20 protein-coding genes are annotated in these 23,638 nt (G+C 40.8%); 8 read left to right on the forward strand and 12 right to left on the reverse strand.

The features are described from left to right. Positions 1-136: 136 nt before the first annotated feature. The 8 genes from BUA60_RS16470 to BUA60_RS16505 all read right to left on the reverse strand — a co-directional run bounded on the left by BUA60_RS16470 (position 137) and on the right by BUA60_RS16505 (position 10,197). A complete protein-coding gene (locus BUA60_RS16470; RefSeq protein WP_245802568.1) occupies positions 137-883 on the reverse strand; it encodes a M15 family metallopeptidase in 747 nt (248 codons plus the stop codon). A 154-nt stretch (positions 884-1,037) separates the two neighbouring features. Then, on the reverse strand, positions 1,038-1,757 hold the full coding sequence (locus BUA60_RS16475) for a gluconate 2-dehydrogenase subunit 3 family protein (RefSeq protein ID WP_072863569.1): 720 nt from the start codon (positions 1,755-1,757) through the stop codon (positions 1,038-1,040). A gap of 3 nt (positions 1,758-1,760) precedes the next feature. After that, positions 1,761-3,482 carry a GMC family oxidoreductase gene (locus BUA60_RS16480; RefSeq protein ID WP_072863571.1) on the reverse strand — a complete coding sequence of 574 codons (1,722 nt, stop codon included), beginning with the start codon at positions 3,480-3,482 and terminating at the stop codon, positions 1,761-1,763. Between the two features lie 257 nt (positions 3,483-3,739). Next, complete coding sequence (locus BUA60_RS16485) at positions 3,740-4,573, reverse strand: sugar phosphate isomerase/epimerase family protein (RefSeq protein WP_072863573.1); 834 nt, start codon at positions 4,571-4,573, stop codon at positions 3,740-3,742. A 43-nt stretch (positions 4,574-4,616) separates the two neighbouring features. Then, positions 4,617-5,324 carry a gluconate 2-dehydrogenase subunit 3 family protein gene (locus BUA60_RS16490; protein WP_072863575.1) on the reverse strand — a complete coding sequence of 236 codons (708 nt, stop codon included), beginning with the start codon at positions 5,322-5,324 and terminating at the stop codon, positions 4,617-4,619. A gap of 4 nt (positions 5,325-5,328) precedes the next feature. Further along, positions 5,329-7,047 (reverse strand): GMC family oxidoreductase, encoded by a 1,719-nt coding sequence (locus tag BUA60_RS16495; RefSeq protein WP_072863577.1) that lies wholly within the window; start codon positions 7,045-7,047, stop codon positions 5,329-5,331. A gap of 218 nt (positions 7,048-7,265) precedes the next feature. Further along, positions 7,266-9,326, reverse strand: coding sequence for a thioredoxin domain-containing protein (locus BUA60_RS16500; protein WP_072863752.1), 2,061 nt, complete (start codon positions 9,324-9,326; stop codon positions 7,266-7,268). Positions 9,327-9,465: 139 nt separating this feature from the next. Beyond that, complete coding sequence (locus BUA60_RS16505) at positions 9,466-10,197, reverse strand: carboxylesterase family protein (protein WP_072863579.1); 732 nt, start codon at positions 10,195-10,197, stop codon at positions 9,466-9,468. Positions 10,198-10,471: 274 nt separating this feature from the next. On the opposite strand from BUA60_RS16505, the gene BUA60_RS16510 reads away from it, so the two are divergent. Together BUA60_RS16510 and BUA60_RS16515 are read left to right on the forward strand one after the other, a co-directional pair. Continuing rightward, on the forward strand, positions 10,472-11,494 hold the full coding sequence (locus BUA60_RS16510) for a sugar kinase (RefSeq protein ID WP_072863754.1): 1,023 nt from the start codon (positions 10,472-10,474) through the stop codon (positions 11,492-11,494). A gap of 13 nt (positions 11,495-11,507) precedes the next feature. Next, positions 11,508-12,176, forward strand: coding sequence for a bifunctional 4-hydroxy-2-oxoglutarate aldolase/2-dehydro-3-deoxy-phosphogluconate aldolase (locus BUA60_RS16515; protein ID WP_072863581.1), 669 nt, complete (start codon positions 11,508-11,510; stop codon positions 12,174-12,176). Between the two features lie 125 nt (positions 12,177-12,301). Here BUA60_RS16515 and uxuA read toward each other — a convergent pair whose 3' ends face one another. Further along, complete coding sequence (uxuA, locus tag BUA60_RS16520; RefSeq protein WP_218587938.1) at positions 12,302-13,489, reverse strand: mannonate dehydratase; 1,188 nt, start codon at positions 13,487-13,489, stop codon at positions 12,302-12,304. A gap of 264 nt (positions 13,490-13,753) precedes the next feature. Between uxuA and nagB the strand changes: the two genes are divergently transcribed. Beyond that, entirely contained in the window at positions 13,754-15,682 is a 1,929-nt protein-coding gene (nagB, locus tag BUA60_RS16525; protein ID WP_072863583.1) for a glucosamine-6-phosphate deaminase, read from the forward strand. Positions 15,683-15,754: 72 nt separating this feature from the next. Here nagB and BUA60_RS16530 read toward each other — a convergent pair whose 3' ends face one another. The 3 genes from BUA60_RS16530 to BUA60_RS16540 all read right to left on the reverse strand — a co-directional run bounded on the left by BUA60_RS16530 (position 15,755) and on the right by BUA60_RS16540 (position 19,152). Then, positions 15,755-16,618 (reverse strand): hypothetical protein, encoded by an 864-nt coding sequence (locus tag BUA60_RS16530; protein WP_072863584.1) that lies wholly within the window; start codon positions 16,616-16,618, stop codon positions 15,755-15,757. Between the two features lie 13 nt (positions 16,619-16,631). Then, on the reverse strand, positions 16,632-18,695 hold the full coding sequence (locus BUA60_RS16535) for a TonB-copper family protein (protein ID WP_143153213.1): 2,064 nt from the start codon (positions 18,693-18,695) through the stop codon (positions 16,632-16,634). A gap of 82 nt (positions 18,696-18,777) precedes the next feature. Beyond that, a complete protein-coding gene (locus BUA60_RS16540) occupies positions 18,778-19,152 on the reverse strand; it encodes a hypothetical protein (RefSeq protein ID WP_143153214.1) in 375 nt (124 codons plus the stop codon). A 222-nt stretch (positions 19,153-19,374) separates the two neighbouring features. On the opposite strand from BUA60_RS16540, the gene BUA60_RS16545 reads away from it, so the two are divergent. The 5 genes from BUA60_RS16545 to BUA60_RS16565 all read left to right on the forward strand — a co-directional run bounded on the left by BUA60_RS16545 (position 19,375) and on the right by BUA60_RS16565 (position 23,638). Continuing rightward, positions 19,375-20,706, forward strand: coding sequence for a cytochrome ubiquinol oxidase subunit I (locus BUA60_RS16545; RefSeq protein ID WP_072863589.1), 1,332 nt, complete (start codon positions 19,375-19,377; stop codon positions 20,704-20,706). Between the two features lie 2 nt (positions 20,707-20,708). Further along, positions 20,709-21,785, forward strand: coding sequence for a cytochrome d ubiquinol oxidase subunit II (cydB, locus tag BUA60_RS16550; RefSeq protein WP_072863591.1), 1,077 nt, complete (start codon positions 20,709-20,711; stop codon positions 21,783-21,785). A 112-nt stretch (positions 21,786-21,897) separates the two neighbouring features. Continuing rightward, positions 21,898-22,332, forward strand: a complete 435-nt coding sequence (locus tag BUA60_RS16555; RefSeq protein ID WP_072863593.1) for an RrF2 family transcriptional regulator — start codon at positions 21,898-21,900, stop codon at positions 22,330-22,332. A 93-nt stretch (positions 22,333-22,425) separates the two neighbouring features. Then, positions 22,426-23,388, forward strand: coding sequence for a tryptophan 2,3-dioxygenase family protein (locus BUA60_RS16560; protein WP_072863595.1), 963 nt, complete (start codon positions 22,426-22,428; stop codon positions 23,386-23,388). Further along, positions 23,342-23,638 (forward strand): cupin domain-containing protein, encoded by a 297-nt coding sequence (locus BUA60_RS16565; RefSeq protein WP_072863596.1) that lies wholly within the window; start codon positions 23,342-23,344, stop codon positions 23,636-23,638. Before BUA60_RS16560 ends, BUA60_RS16565 begins: the two co-directional genes overlap by 47 nt.

Genomic DNA, 23,638 nt, shown 5'->3' on the forward strand with positions numbered 1-23,638 from the left:
AGCATGTAATAGCTACAATTAAGTAGCCTAATATTTGAGACTTCTCGTCACTTATTCTTCGCTCTGTCGAAGTGACTATTATAGTCTAGATTTCACATGGAGTTACATAAAAGATCTTGGAATCACTTAAACAATTTCAATCACAATCCCATTTAAAATTGGCCACTTTATCATTGGAGGCAGTACCCAAATTGTAATGCCACCATTCCGTTCTAATGGACCAGAATCCATGTTTTTCCATGGTTTCCTTTAACAGCAGCCTATTATCCAGGATATTCTTGGGCAAATCCAAATTGTCATGGTAGGCCCTTTTTCCAAAAAAATCAAAATCGGTTCCCATATCCAATTCTTCCCCATCCAAGGTCGTCAAAGTAATATCAACAGCACCGCCTTTATTATGGATTGATCCCTTAACGGGATTAGCTACATATTGTGGGTTGGGCACAATGGCCCACATTTTATATTGTACGTCATTGGGACGATAACAGTCGAAAAACTTAATTTTAAATCCTTTGTCCATAAATTCCTTATTGGCCATTAGCAGTGCCCTGGCCGTTTTAACCCTAGTGTAACATTCCGCACAATCGTAGACCTTGGCCTTTAAAAAATTATTTTCTGTGGCATAACGAAGGTCGTATACAAAATCATCACTATAATCGGCCAACCTTACAAACAAAGTATCCGCAAGGCCTTCAAGGGATTTTAGTTTTGGTACTGGATTTTCTTCTTTCTTTTCGATATCTATTTTTATAGTATCCACAACCTCCAATTCGGTTTCAACATCATTCCGTAAATCCTTGTTCACAGCCGTCTCTTTACACCCAAAATGAAGCGCCATTGCCAAAATGGCCATTCCTTTAAAAACTGTACACTTCCAATTCATATATTCCAGTACCAATTATTATTCCTTTACTCTACAGGGTACAAATGGTTCCCCACAACAAATAAACAAAAAAGCCCCGAAATGGGGCTTTTTATATATCTCATAGGATATTGAAATAACTAACTATATCTCCCTATTACCAATTTTAATGGAACTAGGTTAAGAGGTTGCCGTTTTCGTCCCAAGTAGCGATCTCATTCCTGGTACTTTGATCAATACATTTGGCTACCCATTCAGGATCGTAGGACACCCCATGCTGTGCCAACACATCGTCCGGAACACCATCCCAGACATTGGGCGTATTTCCTTTATAGCCCAATTCGGCAATTCCTACCTTGGAAGAATAATAGCCACAAACCGTTAATCCACGCATCAGGTAGAAAAATTGTATTTCGAGGGGTTGAACGTCCAACGGTTTTTCTATATCATGATAACAGATGGTATCCAATATCTGCTTTTGCTGGTCCAAAGTAGCCAATTTAAATTCGGTTCCGAAATCGGTATTGCTTTTATGGTCCAACCACATTAGTCCCCCTTTAAGGGTCAACTGCAACTCAGGGATATCCTTGCCCATAAATTCTATAAATTCCGGCACCTCCGCCTCTATTGGCCCTCCATTGGGCTCCTTGGGAGGAAGTATTATGGTGCTCAATACCGCTATGGTTTCCATTTCGTGTTCGGTAAAAAGCTGTTCTGCATTTAATTTTTCAATCAGCTCCAACTCCTCGGGGGTACGACCAAAATAATGCGTGTTTTCGGCCGCGGCCACGGCTTCCTTCGCCGTATCGGGGCCATCGGTCTTACACCCATGAAAGGCCAAGGCCGAGGCGCCCGCACCTAGAATTATTGTCTGTATACTCTTTCTTCTATCCATGGTCTAGATATTTTGCTGTTTTAATTGTTCAATAATATAATCACTGGCGCGCCAAGACAATGCCAAAATGGTCCAGGTACAGTTCTTATCCGCTTGGGAGGTAAAAGGTCCCGCATCTACAATAAACACATTGTCCACATCGTGCAACTGATTGAATTTATTGGTAACCGATGTTTTGGGATCATTGCCCATTCTAGTGGTTCCTACTTCGTGGATAATACGCCCTGGAGCTTCCAGCCCATAATCGCGATCTTTACCTGGCTTTTCCCCTAAAGGCTCTGCCCCTATATTGTGGAAAATCTCCTCAAAGGTGTCCTGCATATGCTTGGCCTGATTTTTCTCAAATTCGGACCATTTGTAATTAAACTTCAATACGGGAATACCGAACTGATCCACTGTAGTAGGGTCTATCTCACAATAATTCTCCTTACGGGCAATACCTTCGCCCCTTCCGGCAATACCTAGTACGGACCCATAATATTTTTTAACATCGTCCCTTAAGCTATCCCCATAACCTCCAACTTTGAGTCCAAAGAATTTATTAAACTCATTGGGGTTAAAACTAAAACCATATCCTGGCATCTTCATGCCACCACCTACTTCGATATGATAGCCCCTTGGAAAATCCAACTTGGAGTTATCACCCCACCAAGGAGAGTATACATGGTTACTACCTACTCCGTCTTCATTATACGATACCTTTCTGTTCATCAATGCCGGTACAAAAGCAGCCCTACTGGCACCAGTGGAATCGTGCAAGTATTTACCAACCAGGTCACTGCTATTTCCCAATCCGTTAGGATGTTGTTTACTTTTCGAATTCAATAGAATACGGGCAGAACTACAGGCGGAAGCCGCCAATACCACAACCTTGCCCCTTAATTTATACTCTTTTCTATCGTCCTTACTAATATACGATACCCCTGTTGCCTTGCCTTCTTCGTTGGTAGTCACTTCCCTTACCACACAATTGACATATAATTTAATACGCCCCCCGCTTTTTTGAGCAGGGAATATTAAACAGCTTCCCGATGAAAAATCGGCATAGACCGAACAGGATCGTGAACATTGTCCGCAATAGAAACAAACACCACGTTCTGTATTGATTCTTTTGGTAAGCATGGAAAGTCTACCTGGAATAGTAGGTATTCCTGCTTTTTTGGCCCCATTTATATAGAAAATCTCATGTAATCTGGGTTTTGGTGGAGGTAGAAAAAAACCATCTGGATCATTCTCCAAGCCTTCATTAGTACCAAATACCCCTATTAGTTTATCTACCTTGTCATAATATGGCTTTACATCCTCATAGCCTATTGGCCAATCCTCACCATGACCATCCCTGGTCTTCCCCTTAAAATCCTTTGGCCCAAAACGAAGGGAAATCCTCCCCCAGTGATTGGTACGCCCTCCCAACATATGTGATCGGAACCAATCGAATTCGGTACCAGGCTCACGGGTATATGGTTCCCCTTCAATTTCCCAACCGCCATAGGCAGCATCAAATTCCCCAAATGCCCGAGTAGTATTCGCTCCCCTTCTTGGAGATTCATAATTCCATTTTAACTGATTCATGGTTTTCGGATCTGCCGGGTCAAAAAATGGTCCAGCCTCGACCACTGCAACATTGAGTCCGGCATCGGCCAATTGCTTTGTGGCCATACCGCCACCCGCACCCGAACCAACGATTATTACATCATAAATTTCTGAGGATTCTTTTATCTGCATTTTGGAATGAATTAATTATGAACTTCAATATAATTTTAAAAACGAAATCAAATTAGAATTTTTTATCCAAACAACCTGAAAATTCATGTATTTTGATATAAAACCATCAATAATTGATAATATGTCATTATTAGGGCCACATCCTTGAAAGGGACAATAGAAAATACAGCTCCAAACCTTTGATTGAAACCTTAGGAACAAACAAAAGGCCTCCAAGCGGAGGCCTTTAAGGTCTATATCTACAAATGGAATCTTAATTATTTTAAACCTTCCAAATACCTTAAACTCTTTGGAACTTGTTCCACGACCCTGGAACATTCGTCCTCAATGAACATATACTTTATGCCCATTTTTTTGGCTTCGGCCACAACTCCGGCTATATCCACTTCTCCAGTGCCCAAAACCACATTTGTTTCCACATCTGCGTGGCCGGTATTATCTTTCTTGGTCCCTTTTTCCATATCCTTTAAATGCAATAAAATGAATTTGGAAGGGTACTTTCTAAGCAATTTAAGGGGATCCTCACCTCCGTGATGCACCCAATAAACATCCATTTCAAAATCGAAATACTTGGCATTCTCCGCCATATAATCAAATAAGGTCCCATCCTTATAGGGCCTGAATTCAAATCCATGGGCGTGATATGCCAATTTTAATCCATTATCCTTTAAAATCTTTCCGGCTCTATTGAATACCTCAACAGCCTTTTTGGTATCCACGATATCAAAATTGTTGCCATCGTGGGGGATCCACGCACACATCACATAGGTAGCACCGTAACTTTTGGCTTTTTTTACAACCTGCTCCGGCGCATTTGCTAAATCGTTGTATCCGGCACCTATACTAACGACTTTTAAATTATTTTTGGCAAGCAGCCCCTTAAACTCCTCCTCGGGCATTCCGTAGCTATCCCCTCCTTCCAGAACGGTAATACCCCAGTCATTTATCAATTTCAAGGTACTTGGAATATCTTCCTTAAACTGATTTCTTAGGCTGTACAATTGCAACCCCACCTCTTGGGCAGATACATTCGTAGTTCCGAAAAAAATCATGGTTATTAAAAATAACCCTAGGAGCTGTAATTTTTTCATATTTTATATAATTACCTATATTCCAAAAACAACCTACTAAGTTCTAGGTAAGCAAATTACCTTCGTCATCCCATTCTGCCATTTCGTTACGCTTACTTTGGTCCACACATTTGGCAAGCCACTCGGGATCATAGGATTTCCCATGCTTGGCCAAAACGTCTTCCGGTACTCCGTCCCAAACATTAGGGGAATTACCTTTATACCCCAAATCCTCAATACCTTCCTTGGAAGTATAGTATCCCGTAACGGTTAAATTGCGAATCAGGGAAAAGAATTGTTGCTCGTATGTTGGATTTTCTTTGTCCGGAAAGGCAATGGCATCCAAAATCTCTTTCTGCTGTGCCTCGGTGGCCGTTTTAAATTCCACTCCGTAGTCTTTATTGCTTTTGTGGTCCAACCACATTAAGCCACCTTGCAAGGGCGTTTGATAAGCAGGGATATCCTTGGCCATGAATTCAATAAAATCGGGCACCCCGGCATCGGTAGCACTGCCATAGGTACCGTTAGCTGGCAAAATCAAGGCACATAAAACACCCAAAGTTGCCATTTCATGTTCATTAAAAAACTGTTCCGCATGGAGTTTTTTCAACAACTCCTTTTCCTCTGGGGTCCTCCCAAAATGTTTTTCTTCCTGTACCAGGGCTTCTGCAGCTCCAGCTTCCCCTTCTGTTCCGGGCTTACATCCATTTATTGCCAATCCACCTGCTACACCTCCAAGAATAATGGATTTTATACTTTTTCTTCTATCCATAATACTAGATATTTTGTTTTTTCAATTGCTCAACTATATAATCTGATGTTCTCCAGGCAAGGGCCAAGATGGTCCATGTAGGGTTCTTGTCCGCTTGGGAAACAAAGGGGCCTGCATCAACAATAAAAACATTGTCCACATCGTGCATTTGCTCCCATTTATTAACGACAGAAGTTCTAGGATTATCTCCCATCCTTGTGGTACCTACCTCGTGGATTATTTCTCCTGGATTAAGCAAACCATAATCCCTATCCTTTCCTGCCGGTTTGCCTATAACCTGTCCGCCCATGTTGTGGATTATTTCCGAAAAGGTTTCCTGCATGTGCTTGGCTTGCAGACGTTCGTGATCTGACCACTGGTAATTAAAGCGCAATACTGGAATACCAAATTCATCCACTTTTCCTGGGTCTATTTCACAATAGTTGCTTTCCATGGCAATAGATTCGCCACGACCTGCAAAACCGATCATTGCTCCGTAATATTTCTTTACATCCTCCCTAAGGACATTGCCATAGCCACCAACTTTTTCACCAAAGAACTCGTTCATTGCATTGGGGTTAAATCCGAAACCGTAGCTTGGCATCCCCATTCCACCCCATATTTCTATGTGATAACCTCTGGCGAAATCGAGCTTCTTATTGTCTAACCACCAAGGGGTATAAACATGCATCCCTCCTACACCATCTTCGTTGTATGTCTTTCTATTCATCAATTCAGGGACAAATCCGGTCATTCCTCCCCCTGTGGAGTCATGCAGGTATTTCCCTACCACACCGCTACTATTTCCAAGTCCGGCCGGATGCTGCTTACTTTTGGAATTCAACAGGATTCTTGCGGTACTACAGGCCGATGCGGCAAGCACAACAATTTTTCCCTTTAATCCATATTCCTTTCTATCTTCCTTGTTGATATAAAGCACTCCTGTGGCCTTGCCTTCGTCATTGGTAGTCACCTCCCGCACCATGGCGTTCACAAAAAGGTCTATTTGGCCTCCATTTTTTTGCGCAGGGAAGATTAAACAGCTCCCTGCCGAAAAATCGGCATATATCTGACAAGATCTACCACATTGTCCGCAATAAAAGCATACCCCACGATCGTTGTTTATCTTTTTTGTAACCATGGACATCCTTGAAGGGATGACGGGAATATTGGATTTCCTTGCACCATCTATATAGTACAGTTCATGTAATCTCGGTTTTGGCGCAGGAAGAAAAAATCCATCAGGTTCGTTTTCCAAGCCTTCTTTTGACCCAAAAACACCAATTAACTTGTCTACCTTGTCATAATAAGGTTTCACATCCTCATAGCCTATAGGCCAGTTTTCCCCAAGACCATCAATATCCTTGTGTTTAAAATCGCGCTGACTGAAACGCAGGGAAATACGTCCCCAGTGATTTGTTCTACCCCCCAACATCCTTGACCTAAACCATGAAAATTTAGATCCATTTTTTTGGGTATAGGGTTCCCCTTCAATTTCCCAACCACCATAGGCAGCATCAAATTCCCCAAATGCCCTTGTGGTACTTGCACCTCTACGAGGTGATTCATATGGCCATTTCAACTGAGTAATTTGTTCCGGATTCTTAGGGTCAAAAAATGGACCCGCTTCTACTACGGCCACTTTTAAACCTGCCTCGGACAATACTTTTGTGGCCATACCACCACCGGCACCGGACCCAACTATGATGACATCATAAATAGTTGATGATTCTTTTATCTGCATACTATAGAGAATTAATTTTGAAGCTCAATATAAGTTTAAAACGATATTAAATTAAAATTTTTTATCCGAACAACCCGAAAATTCATGTAATTTGACACAAAACCATGGATAATTGATAAAATATTATAGACAAGGACAGTTAACAAAAATATGAATTCAGGATTAATTTCCAGAACAGTGATATTGCGTCTACCCCTTATATAATGGAAATCCTATCCTTAAAAATTCTTCAATTGCTCCAAAGCTTCCTTAGCGGTAGCTACCGGGAGCTTACAGGTATGATCCTGACAAACATAAATATAAGTCCCATCATCCGCATAACGCCCTTTGAACAAGGGCATATTACTATCCTTACTACTGCCCACAATTAAGGTATTGGGCAAATTTTGTTGTTGTAATTCAACTAACAACTGTTTGGCATCCGTGCCTACAACAGCAATTTCATAAAAGGGATACGCAGTTTTTAACAGGAGGAAATTCCATTTGGAATAATTATAGGCATTTTCCTCCAATACGGAAATCATGGAGGAAAGCATAGACCGTGCCTTTAGCGTAGCTTCCTTATCATAATCTATATGTCCCAAAAGAAACAGATTTTCTGCCATGACCGCATTGGGTGAAGGCAATACCCCATCATCGGTTTTAATTATTTGGGCAATTAATTCGTCATCAGAGTTAAAACTGTACATCCCAGAATTTTCATCCGCAAATTTGTCCTTGGCTATTTGATTCATTTTTTTGGCAAAGTCCAAATAGGAAACGGACATTGTTGTACTGTACAATTTTAAGGAAGCATTGGCCAAAAAGGAATAATCTTCCAAAAATCCATCGCTTTTTTTACTCCCTTTTTTGTAGGTATGGATCAACTGATCTTTGTCCAAACTATTTTTTTCAATAAATCGGAATATCTCCTCGGCTTTTTTCAAATAGGCCGTATCCTGAAAAACATTGTAGGCATCCACAAATCCATTGATTAACAGGGCGTTCCAGGAGGTAATGATCTTGTCATCTGTATTGGGCCTAATTCTTTTGTTCCTTGCCGTCAAAATTTTCTTTTGCCAGCGTTCCTGATATTCTGCCCACTCCTCCAAAGAGATTCCGTTCTCCTTAATAAAATCCTCGTCACCGGTGGTCCTAAAAAGAACATAGGAATCATTTTCCCAAATGTTGGAGCGTTTAATGTTATAGTATTTAGCAAAAGTTTCAAAATCGGATCCCAAAACCGACTTTAACTCCTCTTCTTTCCAAACGTAAAATTTACCTTCCTCGCCTTCACTGTCTGCATCAATGGCTGCATAATAGCCCCCCTCTGGATTTTTCATCTCCCTATCCAAAAAAGCAATAGTCTCCTCTACAACCTTCTTATACATAGGTTCCTTAAACACCTTATAGGCTTTGGAATAAAGGCTCAATAATTGAGCATTGTCATATAGCATTTTTTCAAAATGTGGCACCTTCCATTGCGCATCGGTACTATACCTATAGAACCCGCCCGCTATATGATCATAAACACCTCCCCAAGCAATTCTATCCAAGGTGGTTTTAACAAAATCCTTGGCATCATTATCCTCTGTTAAAATGGCATAATCCAACAAGAAATCCAGATTTACAGGAATCATAAATTTCTGCGACCCTTTATTTCCGCCCCATTTTAGGTCCCAGCTATCCTTCCATTTATCAACGCTATTTTTTAGGACCTCAGGAGTCAGCATCCCCAAGTCGGATACCGGCTGAATTATATTTACTTCCTGAATGCCTTTAGCTACCATATCGGCATATTCATTGGCCTTTTTGGGATCCTCCTTATATAGTTTGCTTACTTCTGACAAAACTTGGCTCCACTGTTCCTTGGTATGGTAAGTACCCCCATAAATGGGCTTGCCATTGGGCAGGGTAATTACGTTCAGAGGCCAACCTCCGTTCCCTTTAATAAGCTGCAAAGCAGTCATATATACGTGGTCTACATCGGGTCTCTCCTCCCTATCTACTTTAATATTTATAAAGTTTTCATTCATCAATTTGGCCACTTCCTCATCTTCAAAGGTCTCCTCTTCCATAACGTGGCACCAATGACAGGAAGAATAACCAACACTTACCAATACCAGTTTGTCCTCTTTTTTGGCATCTTCCAAAGCACTTGGACTCCAAGGCCTCCAATTTACCGGATTATGGGCATGCTGCAATAAATAGGGGCTGGTCTCATTTATAAGATCATTGGTATACTTATGGTCGCTTTTCTGACCTTTTATATCGGAGCAAGAAAATAGGATAATTGCCATCAATAAAAATAGATTATAAAAAGAAAGCCTAAGGCACATATTTCGGGTCATACAGTGCAAATATTGTTCAGTCTTGAAAAATACAACAATTGAATTCAATTATCCTAGATTTAATCAAAGTTCTACGCCCATTAAACTGTTAATTTTCAACCGGGACCTGCTTTTTCTGCGCCAAAAACCAATCGTATAGTTCATTGTTTTCATAGGCCCTGTCCCAAGCATTATGACCTACTCCCTTGTAAACGGTAAAATCCACATTGTATCCCATTTCCTTTAATTTGGCCACCATTTCAATGGATTCCGATATGGGTATCGACTTATCCTGGTCACCATGAAAGACCTTGATGGGTAAATTTTTATTTATCCAGGAGGCATAGGGCACAGGAGTCATTCCGCAAACCACGGCCAAAGCGGCAAATTTATCCGGATATTGCACGGCCATTTCCCAGGCCGCACCCCCACCCCTACTAAGACCGGTTAGGTATATTCTATTTTCGTCCACTTTATTAGTGGCAACGATACTATCCAAGAGTCGGTTAACAGCCCTGGTGTTCCACCACATTTTTTCTTCTGGATTCTGTGGTGCCAAGATGAGAAAAGGAAATTTCTTGCCTCCGGAAATAAGTTTTGGAGGGCCATTTCGCTTCACGGATTTTAAATTGCCCCCGGATTCTCCCCCGCCATGTAAAAATAGTAACAGGGGGAACTTCTCCTCCGGATTTACCTCATAATTACCCGGGTAATATAGATAATACCTAAGGGTTTCCGAGGTTACAACCTCCATTTCGGAATTGATCAGTTCAGGCGAGGACTGGGAGGCGCAGCCTTCAAAGATAAATAGGCAACAAAATATTAATACTATAGTTTTCATTCGTTATTTTAAATTGTTTGATGTAGGACTCCCCTTGTTTGTTTAAGGCAATATCCAGAAAATATTATTGTTATCAATCAGCATTCCAAATTGGTTGAAAATCCGCAAATTGATGCATTTTTCTTTAACTTACCTCCTGATTATACTTTTATTTAACATTCAGGATTATTCCCAAAACAAAAAACAGGATAATAGTTATAATTGTCTAAATGTATTTTCTTTTCGGGTTTTCGTTTTACTTTGGTACATTTATCCAGCAAACAAAAAATTTAGTATGAAGAAAGTCATCACTTTCGGGGAGATTCTCCTAAGGCTGTCGACCGAAAGACACCTTCGGTTTTCACAAGCCACCAATTTTAACGCTACCTATGGAGGTGGAGAGTTTAATGTAGCGGTATCCTTGGCCAATTATGGTTTTAATGCCGAATTCGTTACGCGTTTGCCAAAAAATGACATAGGGGAATGCGCCCTTCAGGAAATTAGAAAACATAACGTGGCCACCACCAACATACAGTTTGGGGGAGACCGTCTCGGAATTTATTTTTTGGAAACAGGTGCCGGAACTAGGGGGAGCAAGGTAGTCTATGATAGGGCCAATAGCGCCATTGCGGAAATAGAGCCGAATAGCATAGATTGGAAAGCAGTATTTAAGGATGCCGATTGGTTTCATTGGAGTGGGGTTACCCCCGCAATTTCCAGTAAGGCTGCAGCCGTATGTTTGGAGGCCGTCAAAGCTGCCCATAAAATGGGGATTACCATTTCATCGGATTTGAATTATCGTTCCAAATTATGGAAATACGGAAAAGAGCCAAAAGATATAATGCCTGAACTTTTAAAGTACAGCAATGTTATTTTAGGGGATTTGGACACGGCCTTTTTTATGACAGGGCAAGAACCACAGGACCCGGACTATCAGGATATGGACTCCTTACCTGAACTGTACGACCTACTTTACAAAGGCTCTCCAGACCTTAGTTATGTAGCTACAACTTTGCGTTATTCCGTAAATGCCTCCCATCAAAAAATAGGCGGTATTTTATATGACGGAAAAAAAATACACTATGCAAAAATCAGGGAGGTAACCCCTGTTGTTGACCGGGTAGGAAGTGGCGATGCCTTTATGGGAGGCTTGATATATGGACTCTTACAGGATAAAATAGATAATCAAAAAACAATAGATTTTGCTGCGGCCGCATGCTGTATCAAGCATACGATTACGGGAGATTTCAACTTGGCCACACTTGAAGAAATTGAGCAATTGGCAGGAGGAAATTCCTCTGGAAAAGTAAGCAGGTAAAACATATAAACTTATGTCACAGTTTTCAAGAATTGAAGTAGCTGCATTAATGAAAGAAACGGGTCTTGTACCCTTATTCTATCATCCAGATGTGGACTTAGGAAAAAAAATATTAAAAGCCTGCTATAATGGTGGTGCCCGATTAATAGAATTCACGGCACGCGGGGATTTCGCCCATGAAGTTTTTGCCGAACTAAATAAATTCGTCATTAAGGAATTGCCGGAAATGGCCGTAGGTGTAGGATCGGTAACCGATGCGGCAGCGGCATCCCTTTATATGCAAATGGGAGCCAATTTCATTGTAACCCCTTCCCTGCGCGAGGATATTGCCATTGTCTGTAACAGAAGAAAAGTATTATGGAGTCCGGGATGTGGTTCCCTTACGGAAATTAACAAAGCAGAAGAAATGGGCTGCGAAATTATAAAATTATTCCCTGGTGCCAATTTTGGACCAGACTTCGTAAAAGCTATTAAAGGCCCACAACCATGGACCAGTGTTATGCCAACGGGCGGTGTAACCTTGGAAGAATCCAATTTAAAAGGATGGTTCAATGCAGGGGTTACCTGTGTAGGTATGGGCTCCAACCTAATCAGTAAATCGGTAGTGGAAAACAAGGATTACAGTGGTTTGGAAAAATCGGTAAGGGAAACATTGGCCCTGATTAAAAGAATACGGAGCTAATAACCACTTTTATGATTTGCCTATCTTTGGCGCATTAAAAAAGTAAAACCTCCGATTGTTGAAAATCAGAGGTTTTTTTTGTAGTTCCAAATATCTTTTTCCCAGAAAAGGAAGGTTGGTTTATTTTATAGGGATCTTCTTATTCCCAATTCCAGCCCCCTTAACTCTGCAAGACCCCTAAGCCTTCCTATGGCAGAATATCCAGGGTTTGTTTTCTTCTTAAGGTCATCCAACATTTTATGACCGTGATCTGGCCGCATCGGCATCCTCAAATCCTTTCTTCCTGCAGCACTTCTCTTCTGTTGCTCTTCCACCAAAGCTCTTAGCACCCCGAACATGTCTACATCCCCGGCCAAATGATCGGCCTCATGAAAATTACCCTTTTCATCTCGCTGCGTACTTCTCAAGTGCATAAAATGAATGCGATGCCCCAAGCGCTTTACCATGCCTACCAAATCATTATCGGCCCTAACCCCAAATGACCCGGTACAAAAAGTGAGTCCGTTGTTGGGACTATCCACTGCATTATAAAGATCCAGTATGTCCTGCTCCGTACTTACTACCCTTGGCAATCCTAAAATTGGATATGGAGGGTCATCTGGATGTATGCACATACGCACCCCTGCTTTTTCGGCTATAGGAATTATACTTCGCAAAAAGGAGAACAGATGTTGCTTAAGTTCCTTGGCACCAATTTGGTCATAGGTTGCCAAAATCTGATTAAACTCCTTTAAACTATAGCCCTCTTCCGCCCCAGGCAGTCCAGCTATAATATTCTTGACCAATTTCTTTTGATCCTTCTCCGAAGTTTTTTCCAAATATTCCTTGGCCGCTTTCTGCTCTTCCACAGTATACGCTTTTTCAGCCCCAGGACGTTTTAATAAAAAGAGTTCAAAGGCCGCAAAGGCATCCTTTTCAAATCTCAAAGCGGTAGACCCGTCTTCCAATTCATAATCCAAGTTGGTACGCGTCCAATCCAATACCGGCATAAAGTTATAACAGATGGTATCAATCCCACAGGATCCTAAATTGGTGATGGTGGTCTTATAGTTTTCCACATACTTTTGGAAATCGCCTTGTTGTGTCTTAATACTTTCATGAATGGGAACACTTTCTACCACAGACCAGGTAAGGCCCACCGCCTCAATCTCCGCCTTTCTCTTTTTAATTTCCTCTACAGGCCAAACCTCCCCATTGGAAATATGATGTAGGGCAGTAACCACACCAGTAGCTCCGGACTGTTTAATATCCATCAAAGAAACAGGATCTTTGGGTCCGTACCATCTCCAAGTATTTTCTAAAGTCAAACTCATTAATATTATTTTTAAAAATAAAACATTACTTTATTGGCGGCATTGCGACAATCTTTTTTTAAACACAGGTCTTTTAAGTAAATAATTTACCAAGATATTAATTTTAAAAGTATTGCACTGACCATTTTGTGAAAGATTAAAAAGTATCACAAAATATGTTTTATTCTTAAACTTGATTAAAATTCCTTATCTTTTTTAGCCATTTAAATACTTTGTACTACTTTTATCGATTCAACCAAAAATGAACAAAAAATCTAGCTCTCCATGATTATAAGTAAAATCGACAAGGTTACCAGTTTTGAAAAACGGTTTGAAAAAATCAACACGGTAATCTTCGAGTCTTCCGAGGTTGCGTCCAAGGCAGCTGCTGCTGAAATTGCGACATTAATTAAGAAAAAACAAAAGGCCAATGAGATGTGTGTCCTTGGGCTTGCTACAGGTTCCACTCCAAAAAGGCTGTATGCAGAACTCGTACGTTTGCACAAGGAAGAAAACCTTAGCTTCAAAAATGTTATAGCCTTCAACCTGGACGAATATTATCCTATGGAACCGGACGCCATACAAAGTTATGTGCGTTTTATGAAAGAATTGCTCTTTAACCATGTGGACATTGAACCAGGAAATTATCATATTCCCGATGGTACGTTGGAGAAAAAGGATATTGCGGATTATTGTAAGGAGTATGAAGCCAAAATAGATGCTTTGGGCGGCATCGATTTACAGATCTTGGGTATAGGTGGTAACGGTCATATCGGTTTTAACGAATCCGGATCCCTACCCAATTCCAAAACCAGGCTGGTTACTCTGGACCACATTACAAGAGTGGCAGCCAGTAAAGATTTTCAAGGATTGTACAATACCCCTAAAACAGCTATTACACTTGGTATAAAGCAAATAATGCAGGCCAAGCAAGTTATCCTTATGGCTTGGGGGGAAGGAAAATCCTCAATCATTAAAGCTTCAGTAGAGGGACCTATTACAGAACAGGTACCGGCATCCTACTTACAGGAACATCCAAACAGTGTTTTTATCCTTGACAATGGATCTTCTTCAAAACTTACCAGGGTAAGCACCCCATGGATCGTTGAGAAAGTGGAATGGAATGAGAAAATGATCAAGAAAGCCGTAGTTGGACTGGCGTTAAGATTGGAGAAACCAGTCTTAATGTTGACCGAGGCCGACTATATTGAAAACGGTATGAGCGATTTGTTGACCGAAGTTGGGGATGCCTACGATATCAACATTAGAATTTTTAATAAACTACAGCATACCATCACCGGTTGGCCTGGAGGTAAGCCAAATGCCGATGACAGCAATAGACCGGAAAGAGCAAATCCGGCCAAAAAACGCGTACTTATTTTTAGTCCGCACCCAGATGATGATATCATTAGTATGGGAGGTACGTTCATGCGTCTACAAAATCAAGGCCATGAAGTGCATGTAGCTTATCAGACTTCCGGAAATATAGCAGTAGCCGATGACGAAGCCCTGCGATTCTCGGACTTCGTGATCGATTACAACCGCTCATTTGGTCTGGACAACAGAAAATCAATTGAGATATACAAAAAGGCAACGGAGTTCATCAAGAACAAAAAGACCAGTGAAATAGACATTGAAGAAGTAAGAAACATAAAGGGTCTTATCCGTAGAAGTGAGGCTAGGGCAACTAGTTATTACGTTGGACTTACGGACGAACAGATTCATTTTAACGATCTGCCCTTCTACGAAACCGGTACCATTGAGAAGAATCCTCCGGGAGAGGAAGATATCAAAATTACCATGGATTTGATAGAAAAAATTAAACCTCACCAAATCTATGCCGCCGGCGATTTGGCAGATCCACATGGTACCCACAAGGTGTGTTTGGACATTATTTTTGAAGCCCTAAAACGCCTTAAGACTAAATCCTACATGAAGGATTGTTGGTTGTGGTTGTACCGTGGAGCATGGCAAGAATGGGATATAGAGGACATTGAAATGGCCGTGCCTATGAGTCCAAGCCAGGTTTTGGCTAAGCGCTATGGAATTTTCAAACACCAGTCCCAAAAAGACGGAGTGGTATTCCAAGGATCGGATTCACGGGAGTTTTGGCAACGTGCAGAAGACAGGAACAAAGAAACTGCTACCAAATATGATGAATTGGGATTGGCACATTACGCGGCCATGGAAGCATTTGTTCGTTACCATTTTTAAACACCAAGAGTTTACAATACAAAAAGGCTGCCCAATGGGCAGCCTTTTTTATATCCTATAAGCTAGTACTATTTAAAATTCCAATTCAAAGTATAGACTACTTGCTTCGTTCTCGTCGGTAATATCCTCACCTTTTAATACTTCTCCTGTACTGTTCAACAATTTTAGATTAAGTTTCCAATATCCTGTCATGGTCAAGGACAGTTTTCCGTTATACGCTTTGGTAACAGCGTCATAGGTTAAATCTTCATTGTTGGGGGAACTGTGGTTACCCATACTAGGCATGCGTGGATCAAGTGCTATAGTATAGTTTTCCACGATGGGAAAGCTCATCATACTTTCCATTTTAAACAACATGGCCTTTATATCGTTAACGGCAACCTCCGGATCTGTTGGTTCTACCATTGCCAAAACGTACCTTACATCATCACTTCCCATAAATGAAGTAACCGTTTGTTTTCCATCGCTTGGTGCTGTAACGTCTATGGTCTCCGTCACCGAAAATTCCTGTCCCTCTACCTCATAGGTAAACGTTATGTCCCAAAATTCATCGGTATTTCCAGGCATCTGGAATACGATATATCCCGTAGCCACCGTGTCGTAATCATCTGAAATGCTTAGTTCGGATATTGGACAGGAATGATTCATACTCATCATATGCATTACGGGCAGCCATGTAATTTCAGGATTCGTATAATACGTATCATCTGCATTATTTTTTATACGCACAAAAAGTTCGTTGTATCCGGTGTTAAAACCCGTTTTCCCCTCGGAATACAGTTCCAAACTATGGCCATTGGCCTCAATATTTGCTACCAAGTTAAATTCTGCCAAAGGATTTACATCATTTTTTGGTGAATCGTCCCCATCGGATGAGCATGATATCATCCCCATAGCAGCTATAATTGTTACTAGACCTAGTTTTATTGTTTTCATATGATTATTGTTATTAATTAATTGAATAAGAAAGTGTTAAAAAAAAGTTTCGTCCCATTCTTGGGATATTTTTCCAATCGGTATAGGTGGAGTAGTTTTCGTCAAAAATATTCTCTACCCCGAACTTCGCGTACATGGAATCGTTGTTAAACTTAAAAGTCTTGCCAAAGGTCAAGGAACAAACCGTATAGGCCTGTGTTTGATCTTCCCCGAATTCGGGGTTGTAGTTCACTTGTTTCCCAGCTCCGGTTATCCTTAAAGCAGCTGAAAATGACCTATTATCAAACTGAAGACCGGATCGGTAAGAAAATGGACTTATAAAAGGTATGTTGTCACCATTATTGTCCGTACCACGATGATAGGAGATCAATCCGGACCATGTCAGTTCCGGTAGAATGGCGTACTCCAAATCCAAGGAAGTGTTGAACAAATTGGCGTACTCCAGGTTCTTGTAAATCTTTACTCCCTCTGCCCCTATGGTCATCACACTCAGGGAAGGATCAATTTCCCCAATGATATAATCGGCGATGTGGAAAAAATTAGCCTCGCCACTTAGTTTTAGCTTGGATTTTTCCCAGGAGATCTTGGTATTGGCCTCCATAGATTTTTCGTTGACAAGGCCTGGATCTCCAATATAGTCATGGTTATCAAAACTGTTGAACAAATAAAACCCATAGCCTTCGGTAACTGAAGGTGCCCTATCCCCGTAGGAAAGTCCAGCATTAAAATGCCATGGCATCCACATTTTGTGCCATTGCCCAGAAATACTTTTTAGGAACCTTGTTTTGGATTTCTCCATCTCCGGATAAAAAATCTTTAGACTATTCAGCCCAAACTCGTCCGCAACATTCTGGTTTTGAACGGTCATCCTGGTCGCTATTTTAAGAAAACTCCCCTTAAGATCCAGCTCATCCTCCGCATAGACCCCGCCATTGGCGGTGCGTACATCGGGCCAGGTGAGCATAAACATGGGCAACTCATTTGGGTCATTGGGGTACATTGTCATTTCTGCCAAGGACTTATTGTAATACCCGTCTACCTTAAATAAAAATTGATGTTTTTTGGCCTGCAGTGCTGCTTGGGAATAAAAGCCATAGGTATCGCTCCAACCCGGCATATCCATATGGATAGGTACGTCTGGCCTCTTGGTATCATCCATGACATGGGTTACCTTATTAAAATATAGCTTGGATTTCCAATTGCTTAAACTGCCCCACAAAGCATCCTGCTCAAAACCCACAGATGCAATGATGGCCCTTGCCAAGGAAACATCCATAGTCAATGCAGGATAACCTACATCCCTAGCTTCATCGTAAATAAGACTTGCTGTCAGTGCCTGATCTTCGGCAATTTTATAGCCCCCATTGGCGGAGAAATTATATTTCTCAAATTGGGAGAACTCCACTTCTTCATCGCCCCCAGCAAAATAATTTTCTGCCTTGCGATAAATGATATCCGTATCCACGTAGAAATTGGAATTGGAATAATTAAGTTCGGCCCCAACAACACTCATTTGGTTGTTGCTCTCAAAACCCGTCTCCACTCCACCGTATAGTCCCGTTTCCTTAAAATTACCCCTGTCGAGCTCCAAATTAATGGTCCCACCAATGGTGTTTCCGTGTTCGGTGCCCTGCTGGCCGGAAGCTATATGCGCCTGTGATAAATTGGACACATCCACATAGGAAGTCACGGGGTCCATCTTATCCGTACATGCACCAAAAATTCTCATTCCATCAATAGTTACCGAAAGACGTTCCGAAAACATATTGTTCAGAGTCGGTTCCCATGCATAAGCTCCACGTTTCACCATATCAACCTTTTTAGAGGATTCCAAATACTCGTCCAAGGTAGAGAGAGGTTTGGGCTGGCGGTGGTAATCCAAAGTCTTTCTGGCCGAAATAAGTATAACTTCGTCCAAATTGATGGTTATGATCGAATCCTTTGGCAAAACCAATTCCTGTGCACCAATGTTAATGGGAAAAATAAATATCCCCAACAACAACACCCAAATGTATATAGGTCTGCTTGTTTCCATAAGTATTGTACACACCTTATGGACACATTTAATAATGTTCATTTGATTTATTTAGATAATACAATTCCTTTAAGACGTCATGGCTTAGCAAAAAGGACTTAGCTGTCCATTGACGATAATTGAATTATCCCAGCTCTGGTGGCTGTGCAATATCTGTAGTATAAAGACCGGGAATCAAAGTTTGGATTCCCTTATAATTATTTTGAACGGTAACACCCCATTCATTGGCCGACCCAAGAACGAATAATGGGTCGAATGAAGAAATGTACTGGATTTCCAAATTGAACCGTTTGCCCTCAAACGGGTTTTTATCGCTTCCTTCCGATTCTTTGGCCAATTGTTTGGCCAAATAACATTTACCATCGCAATGTAAGGAAGGGGTAGCCCTGTTTTCGCAAAGATTCTCCACAATATAATCGTAATTTACAGCATACTCAGCTAAAGGCCAAAGTGGCTTTATCAGCATGATTATCGCTACAAATAGGATTAAATGTTTCATTATTGATTTTCAAATTGATGCAATCCCTCATGACAAAAGACTGCAATATTTTAAATACTGCACAAATATAATGCATATTTAAAACATAAAAAGATGACAATTGTCAGGTAATGAACTAATTTGTTTTTATTCAATTTAAATAAGGAATTAAGTAACCACTGTTACCTAATTTAATTTTTTGTTATTTAATTTTAAGCCAAAATAAACCTTAAGTTTTTTTTCATGGAGGATATGCTCTTTTATGATAGAATGCAATTTGCCTTTACTATCACCTTCCACTATTTGTTTCCACAACTTACCATGGGCCTCTCCCTGATCATCGTTTATTTTAAATGGAAATTCCTCAGAACCCGAATTGATCATTATAATGAGGCAGCCAAATTCTGGATGCGGATCTTTGCCCTTAATTTTGCCATGGGGGTGGTTACCGGAATACCCATGGAATTTCAATTTGGGACCAATTGGGCCAAATTTTCCGAATTGACGGGGGGAATCATTGGGCAGACCTTGGCCATGGAAGGGATGTTCTCCTTTTTTCTTGAATCCTCATTTTTGGGACTGTTTTTGTTCGGCGAGAAATTATTGGGACACAAATTGCACTTTGTAACAGGTTTCCTGGTCTTTTTAGGTTCCTGGGCCAGTGGTTTTTTAATCATTGCCACCCATTCCTGGATGCAGCATCCTGTAGGATATGAAATATTGAGCAATGGCAAATTTGTATTGAACAATTTTGGCGCCTTGTTCTCAAACCCTTGGCTCTTGCCCTCCTATTTGCACAATCAGTTGGCCAGTTTGGTAACCGCATCCTTTGTAATGGCCTCCATTGGGGCATTTTATATTTTGAACGACAAGCACAGTAGTTTCGGTAAGCTATTTGTTAAGACAGGGGTAATATTTGGGCTTATATCCTCTGTATTGGTAGCCTTTCCAACTGGTGATTGGGCAGCAAAAAATGTGGTGGAACATCAGCCTGTTACTTTTGCGGCCATGGAAGGATTATTTGAAACCCAGGATGGCGGATCGGAAATTGTGTTGATTGGGCAGCCTAACGTGGTCGATAAGAAATTGGACAACAAAATTGCAGTTCCCAATATACTGAGCTTTTTAACCTATCAAAAATGGGATGCACAGGTAAAAGGATTGAACGAATTTGAACCGGAAAACTACCCCACCAATATACCTGGATTATATTATGCCTATCACATTATGGTAGGTCTGGGCACCCTATTTATAGGAATAATGGCGTTGGGAGCCTTTCAACTATGGCGTAAAAAATTATACAGTACCAAATGGATTTTGTGGTCCCTGCTGTTCTTCCTCCCCTTTCCCTATATTGCCAATACCACTGGTTGGTATACTGCAGAATTGGGGAGACAGCCCTGGTTGGTATATAACCTATTGCGCACTTCTGAAGGAATTTCCCCAACGGTATCCTCCGGAAATACCTTGTTCACCTTATTGGGATTTATTGGATTATATCTTCTTTTGGGAATGTTATTTTTAATACTTGTAGGTAAAATTATAAATAAAGGACCTGTAACCGCTGAAGCTTAACTATGGAATTATTCTGGTACATTGTTTTAATGAGTATGTTGGCCATCTATGTAGTTTTGGATGGTTATGATTTTGGAGCGGGAATAGTACATTTATTTTTCGCAAAAAAAGAAAAGGACAAAAAGGCCATTACCAATGCCATTGGCCCTTTCTGGGATGCCAACGAAGTTTGGCTCATCGCCTCGGGAGGTGTTCTTTTCTTTGCTTTCCCTACCTTATATGCCTCTTCATTTAGCGGATTTTACCTGCCCTTGATCATGATTCTATGGCTGCTTATCTTTAGGGCGATAGGCCTGGAACTAAGAGGTCAGATCCATAACAGATTATGGGAGGCAGTCTGGGACAAAGCCTTTGGAATAGCTAGTTTCCTTTTGGCCCTTTTCTTTGGTATAGCCCTGGGCAATGTTGTTAGGGGGGTAAATTTGGGTATGGTAGAAAACGGTGTCTCTGCCCACGAGGCCCACTATTTTTTTCTTCCTTTGTGGAATCCCACTTTTAGTCCAACTGCAGAACATCTTGGAATTATTGATTGGTTTACTATTTTGCTGGGGCTGGTCGGGGTGGTCACCCTTACCATTCATGGCGCCAATTGGATCATCTACAAGACCAATTCTGACCTCAACAATACCTTACGAACGGTTATTTTTAGACTCAATTTCGTCTTAATGGCTCTGGTAGTCCTCTCCCTTGTTGTTTGGCATGTTATAGCCCCAAAGCCCTTTCATAATTTTATTGAAACGCCATGGTTGTGGATTTTTCCAATATTGACCCTCATTGGCCTTTTCGGGCTATTTCTGATAAGGACCTTTAAAAAGGATGGGACAGGCTTTATATTCTCCTCCCTATTTATCCTTGGGGGTTTTGCCTCCACCGCAGCGTCTATTTTTCCAAAGCTCCTACCGTCTACAAATGCAGTAAATCCGTCTTTGACCGTTTACAATGTAGCGGCAGATGAATATGGCCTTTCAGTAGGCATAAATTGGTTTATAATTGCCGTTATCCTCCTAATTGCCTATATATTTATTCAATATAGGGTATTTAAAGGGAAAATGGACGATATAGGTTACGGGGAGCATTAGCAATAAAACCCTATGACCTAAATTAAAAAAGTGTCATGAATATTTATTTAGGATAAATTTGTCCGAAATAAGAATAAGCATTATATTTGTAACGATTTAATATAAAAACAATATGTTTTCAAAGGCCTGCGAGTACGGAATTAAAGCAACCATCTACATAGCTGTAAAATCTATGCGGCAAGAGCGCGTAAGCCTTAAAGAGATAGCGGAAGAGGTAGATTCACCTGTGGCATTTACCGCAAAAATATTGCAATCCTTGGCCAAAAACGGGATCATAGATTCCCACAAGGGCCCAACAGGGGGATTTCAGATCGAGGAAACTAAAATAGATACCATAAAATTACACGATATAGTACATGCCATAGACGGTGACAAAATATTCAGTGGCTGTGGTCTGGGTCTGGAACAATGTGATGCCAGGCAGCCTTGTCCCGTTCATGATAAATTTGTGGGTATCAGGGACAATCTAAAGATAATGTTACAAAATACCAGCCTGTATGAATTGGCAACAGGATTGGAAATTGGTCTAACCCACTTAAAAAGATAAAATTTTACATTAATAAAAGATAAAAAGGTCTTAAAATCTTTAACTAACGAACCATGATGTCCATTACACCATTAAATCAACAATAATCTGTCCATGTTAAACATTACCAACAAATTAGTAGAAAAATACCAGGCCCTTGGGGAAAATCCCGACACCTATCTAGAGGGCCTACTTCATGCAAAACCAATTACCTATTGGGATTATGTAGAAGTAGAAACCCTACTTTCCCTTCAAAGACCGCGAACCAATTTTAAGGATGAGTCCATTTTTATAATGTACCATCAGGTGACTGAATTATACCTAAAGATGATGCTGCATGAATTACAGCAGATAGTAAAAGAAGAATTACCTACTACCCGCTTTCTCATAGACAAAGTGGACCGACTTATACATTACACCTCCATGCTGATCAGTTCTTTTGATATCATGAAGGTTGGTATGGACTATGAGGATTACAACACCTTTAGAAAAACATTGACCCCTGCCAGCGGTTTTCAATCTGCTCAATTCAGGTTTATAGAACTGCATTGCACCTCCTTGGTAAACCTAATTAGCCATAGATTTAAAAAAGAACGTTCCAACAATCCGGATTTAAGGGAATGTTTTGACCATATTTATTGGAAAGATGCCGGAACAGATCCCAAAACTGGCAAAAAGACCTTGACACTTCAACTTTTTGAGGAAAAATATCTCTCAAGCTTGACGGAAACTGCCAAAACTGTCATGGGCAATACCTTGGAAGATAAGTTGGACCAACTGCCCTATGTCCCGGATGCACTTAGGAACAGGCTTCGCACCTTCGACAAGCTGTACAATATTGATTGGCCCATAGTCCATTTAAGCACTGCCGAACACTATTTGGACAAACAAGGCGAAAACAAACAGGCCACTGGTGGTTCGGATTGGAAAAAATACCTCCATCCAAAATATCAGCAACGCAAATTCTTTCCAAGCTTATGGACGGAAACAGAAAAACAAAACTGGGGAATTAAGCATAAAAATGAACAATATGGAAGTATTGAACAGACCACAATTGACACACCTACAGGTAGGTGAAAATCTAAAAGTATTACAAATTGAGGCCGTGGCGGATACGGGTATGCCAGAACACAGTAGCTCCCATGAAGCGGTCATTGTTGTCCAAGAAGGTAAAGCCATACTTAAAACCAAGGACACTAATTACATATTGAGGAAAGGGTCTACTATGTTGGTTCCTGCAGGATTGAAACATAGTCTTACCGTAATAAAGGATTTTAAAGCAGTTGCCATTATGGCAACGGATTCAATTATAAATTTTAACAATTAA

It is taken from the genome of Arenibacter palladensis, from assembly GCF_900129275.1.
In the GTDB taxonomy this organism is placed as follows: Bacteria; Bacteroidota; Bacteroidia; order Flavobacteriales; family Flavobacteriaceae; genus Arenibacter; species Arenibacter palladensis.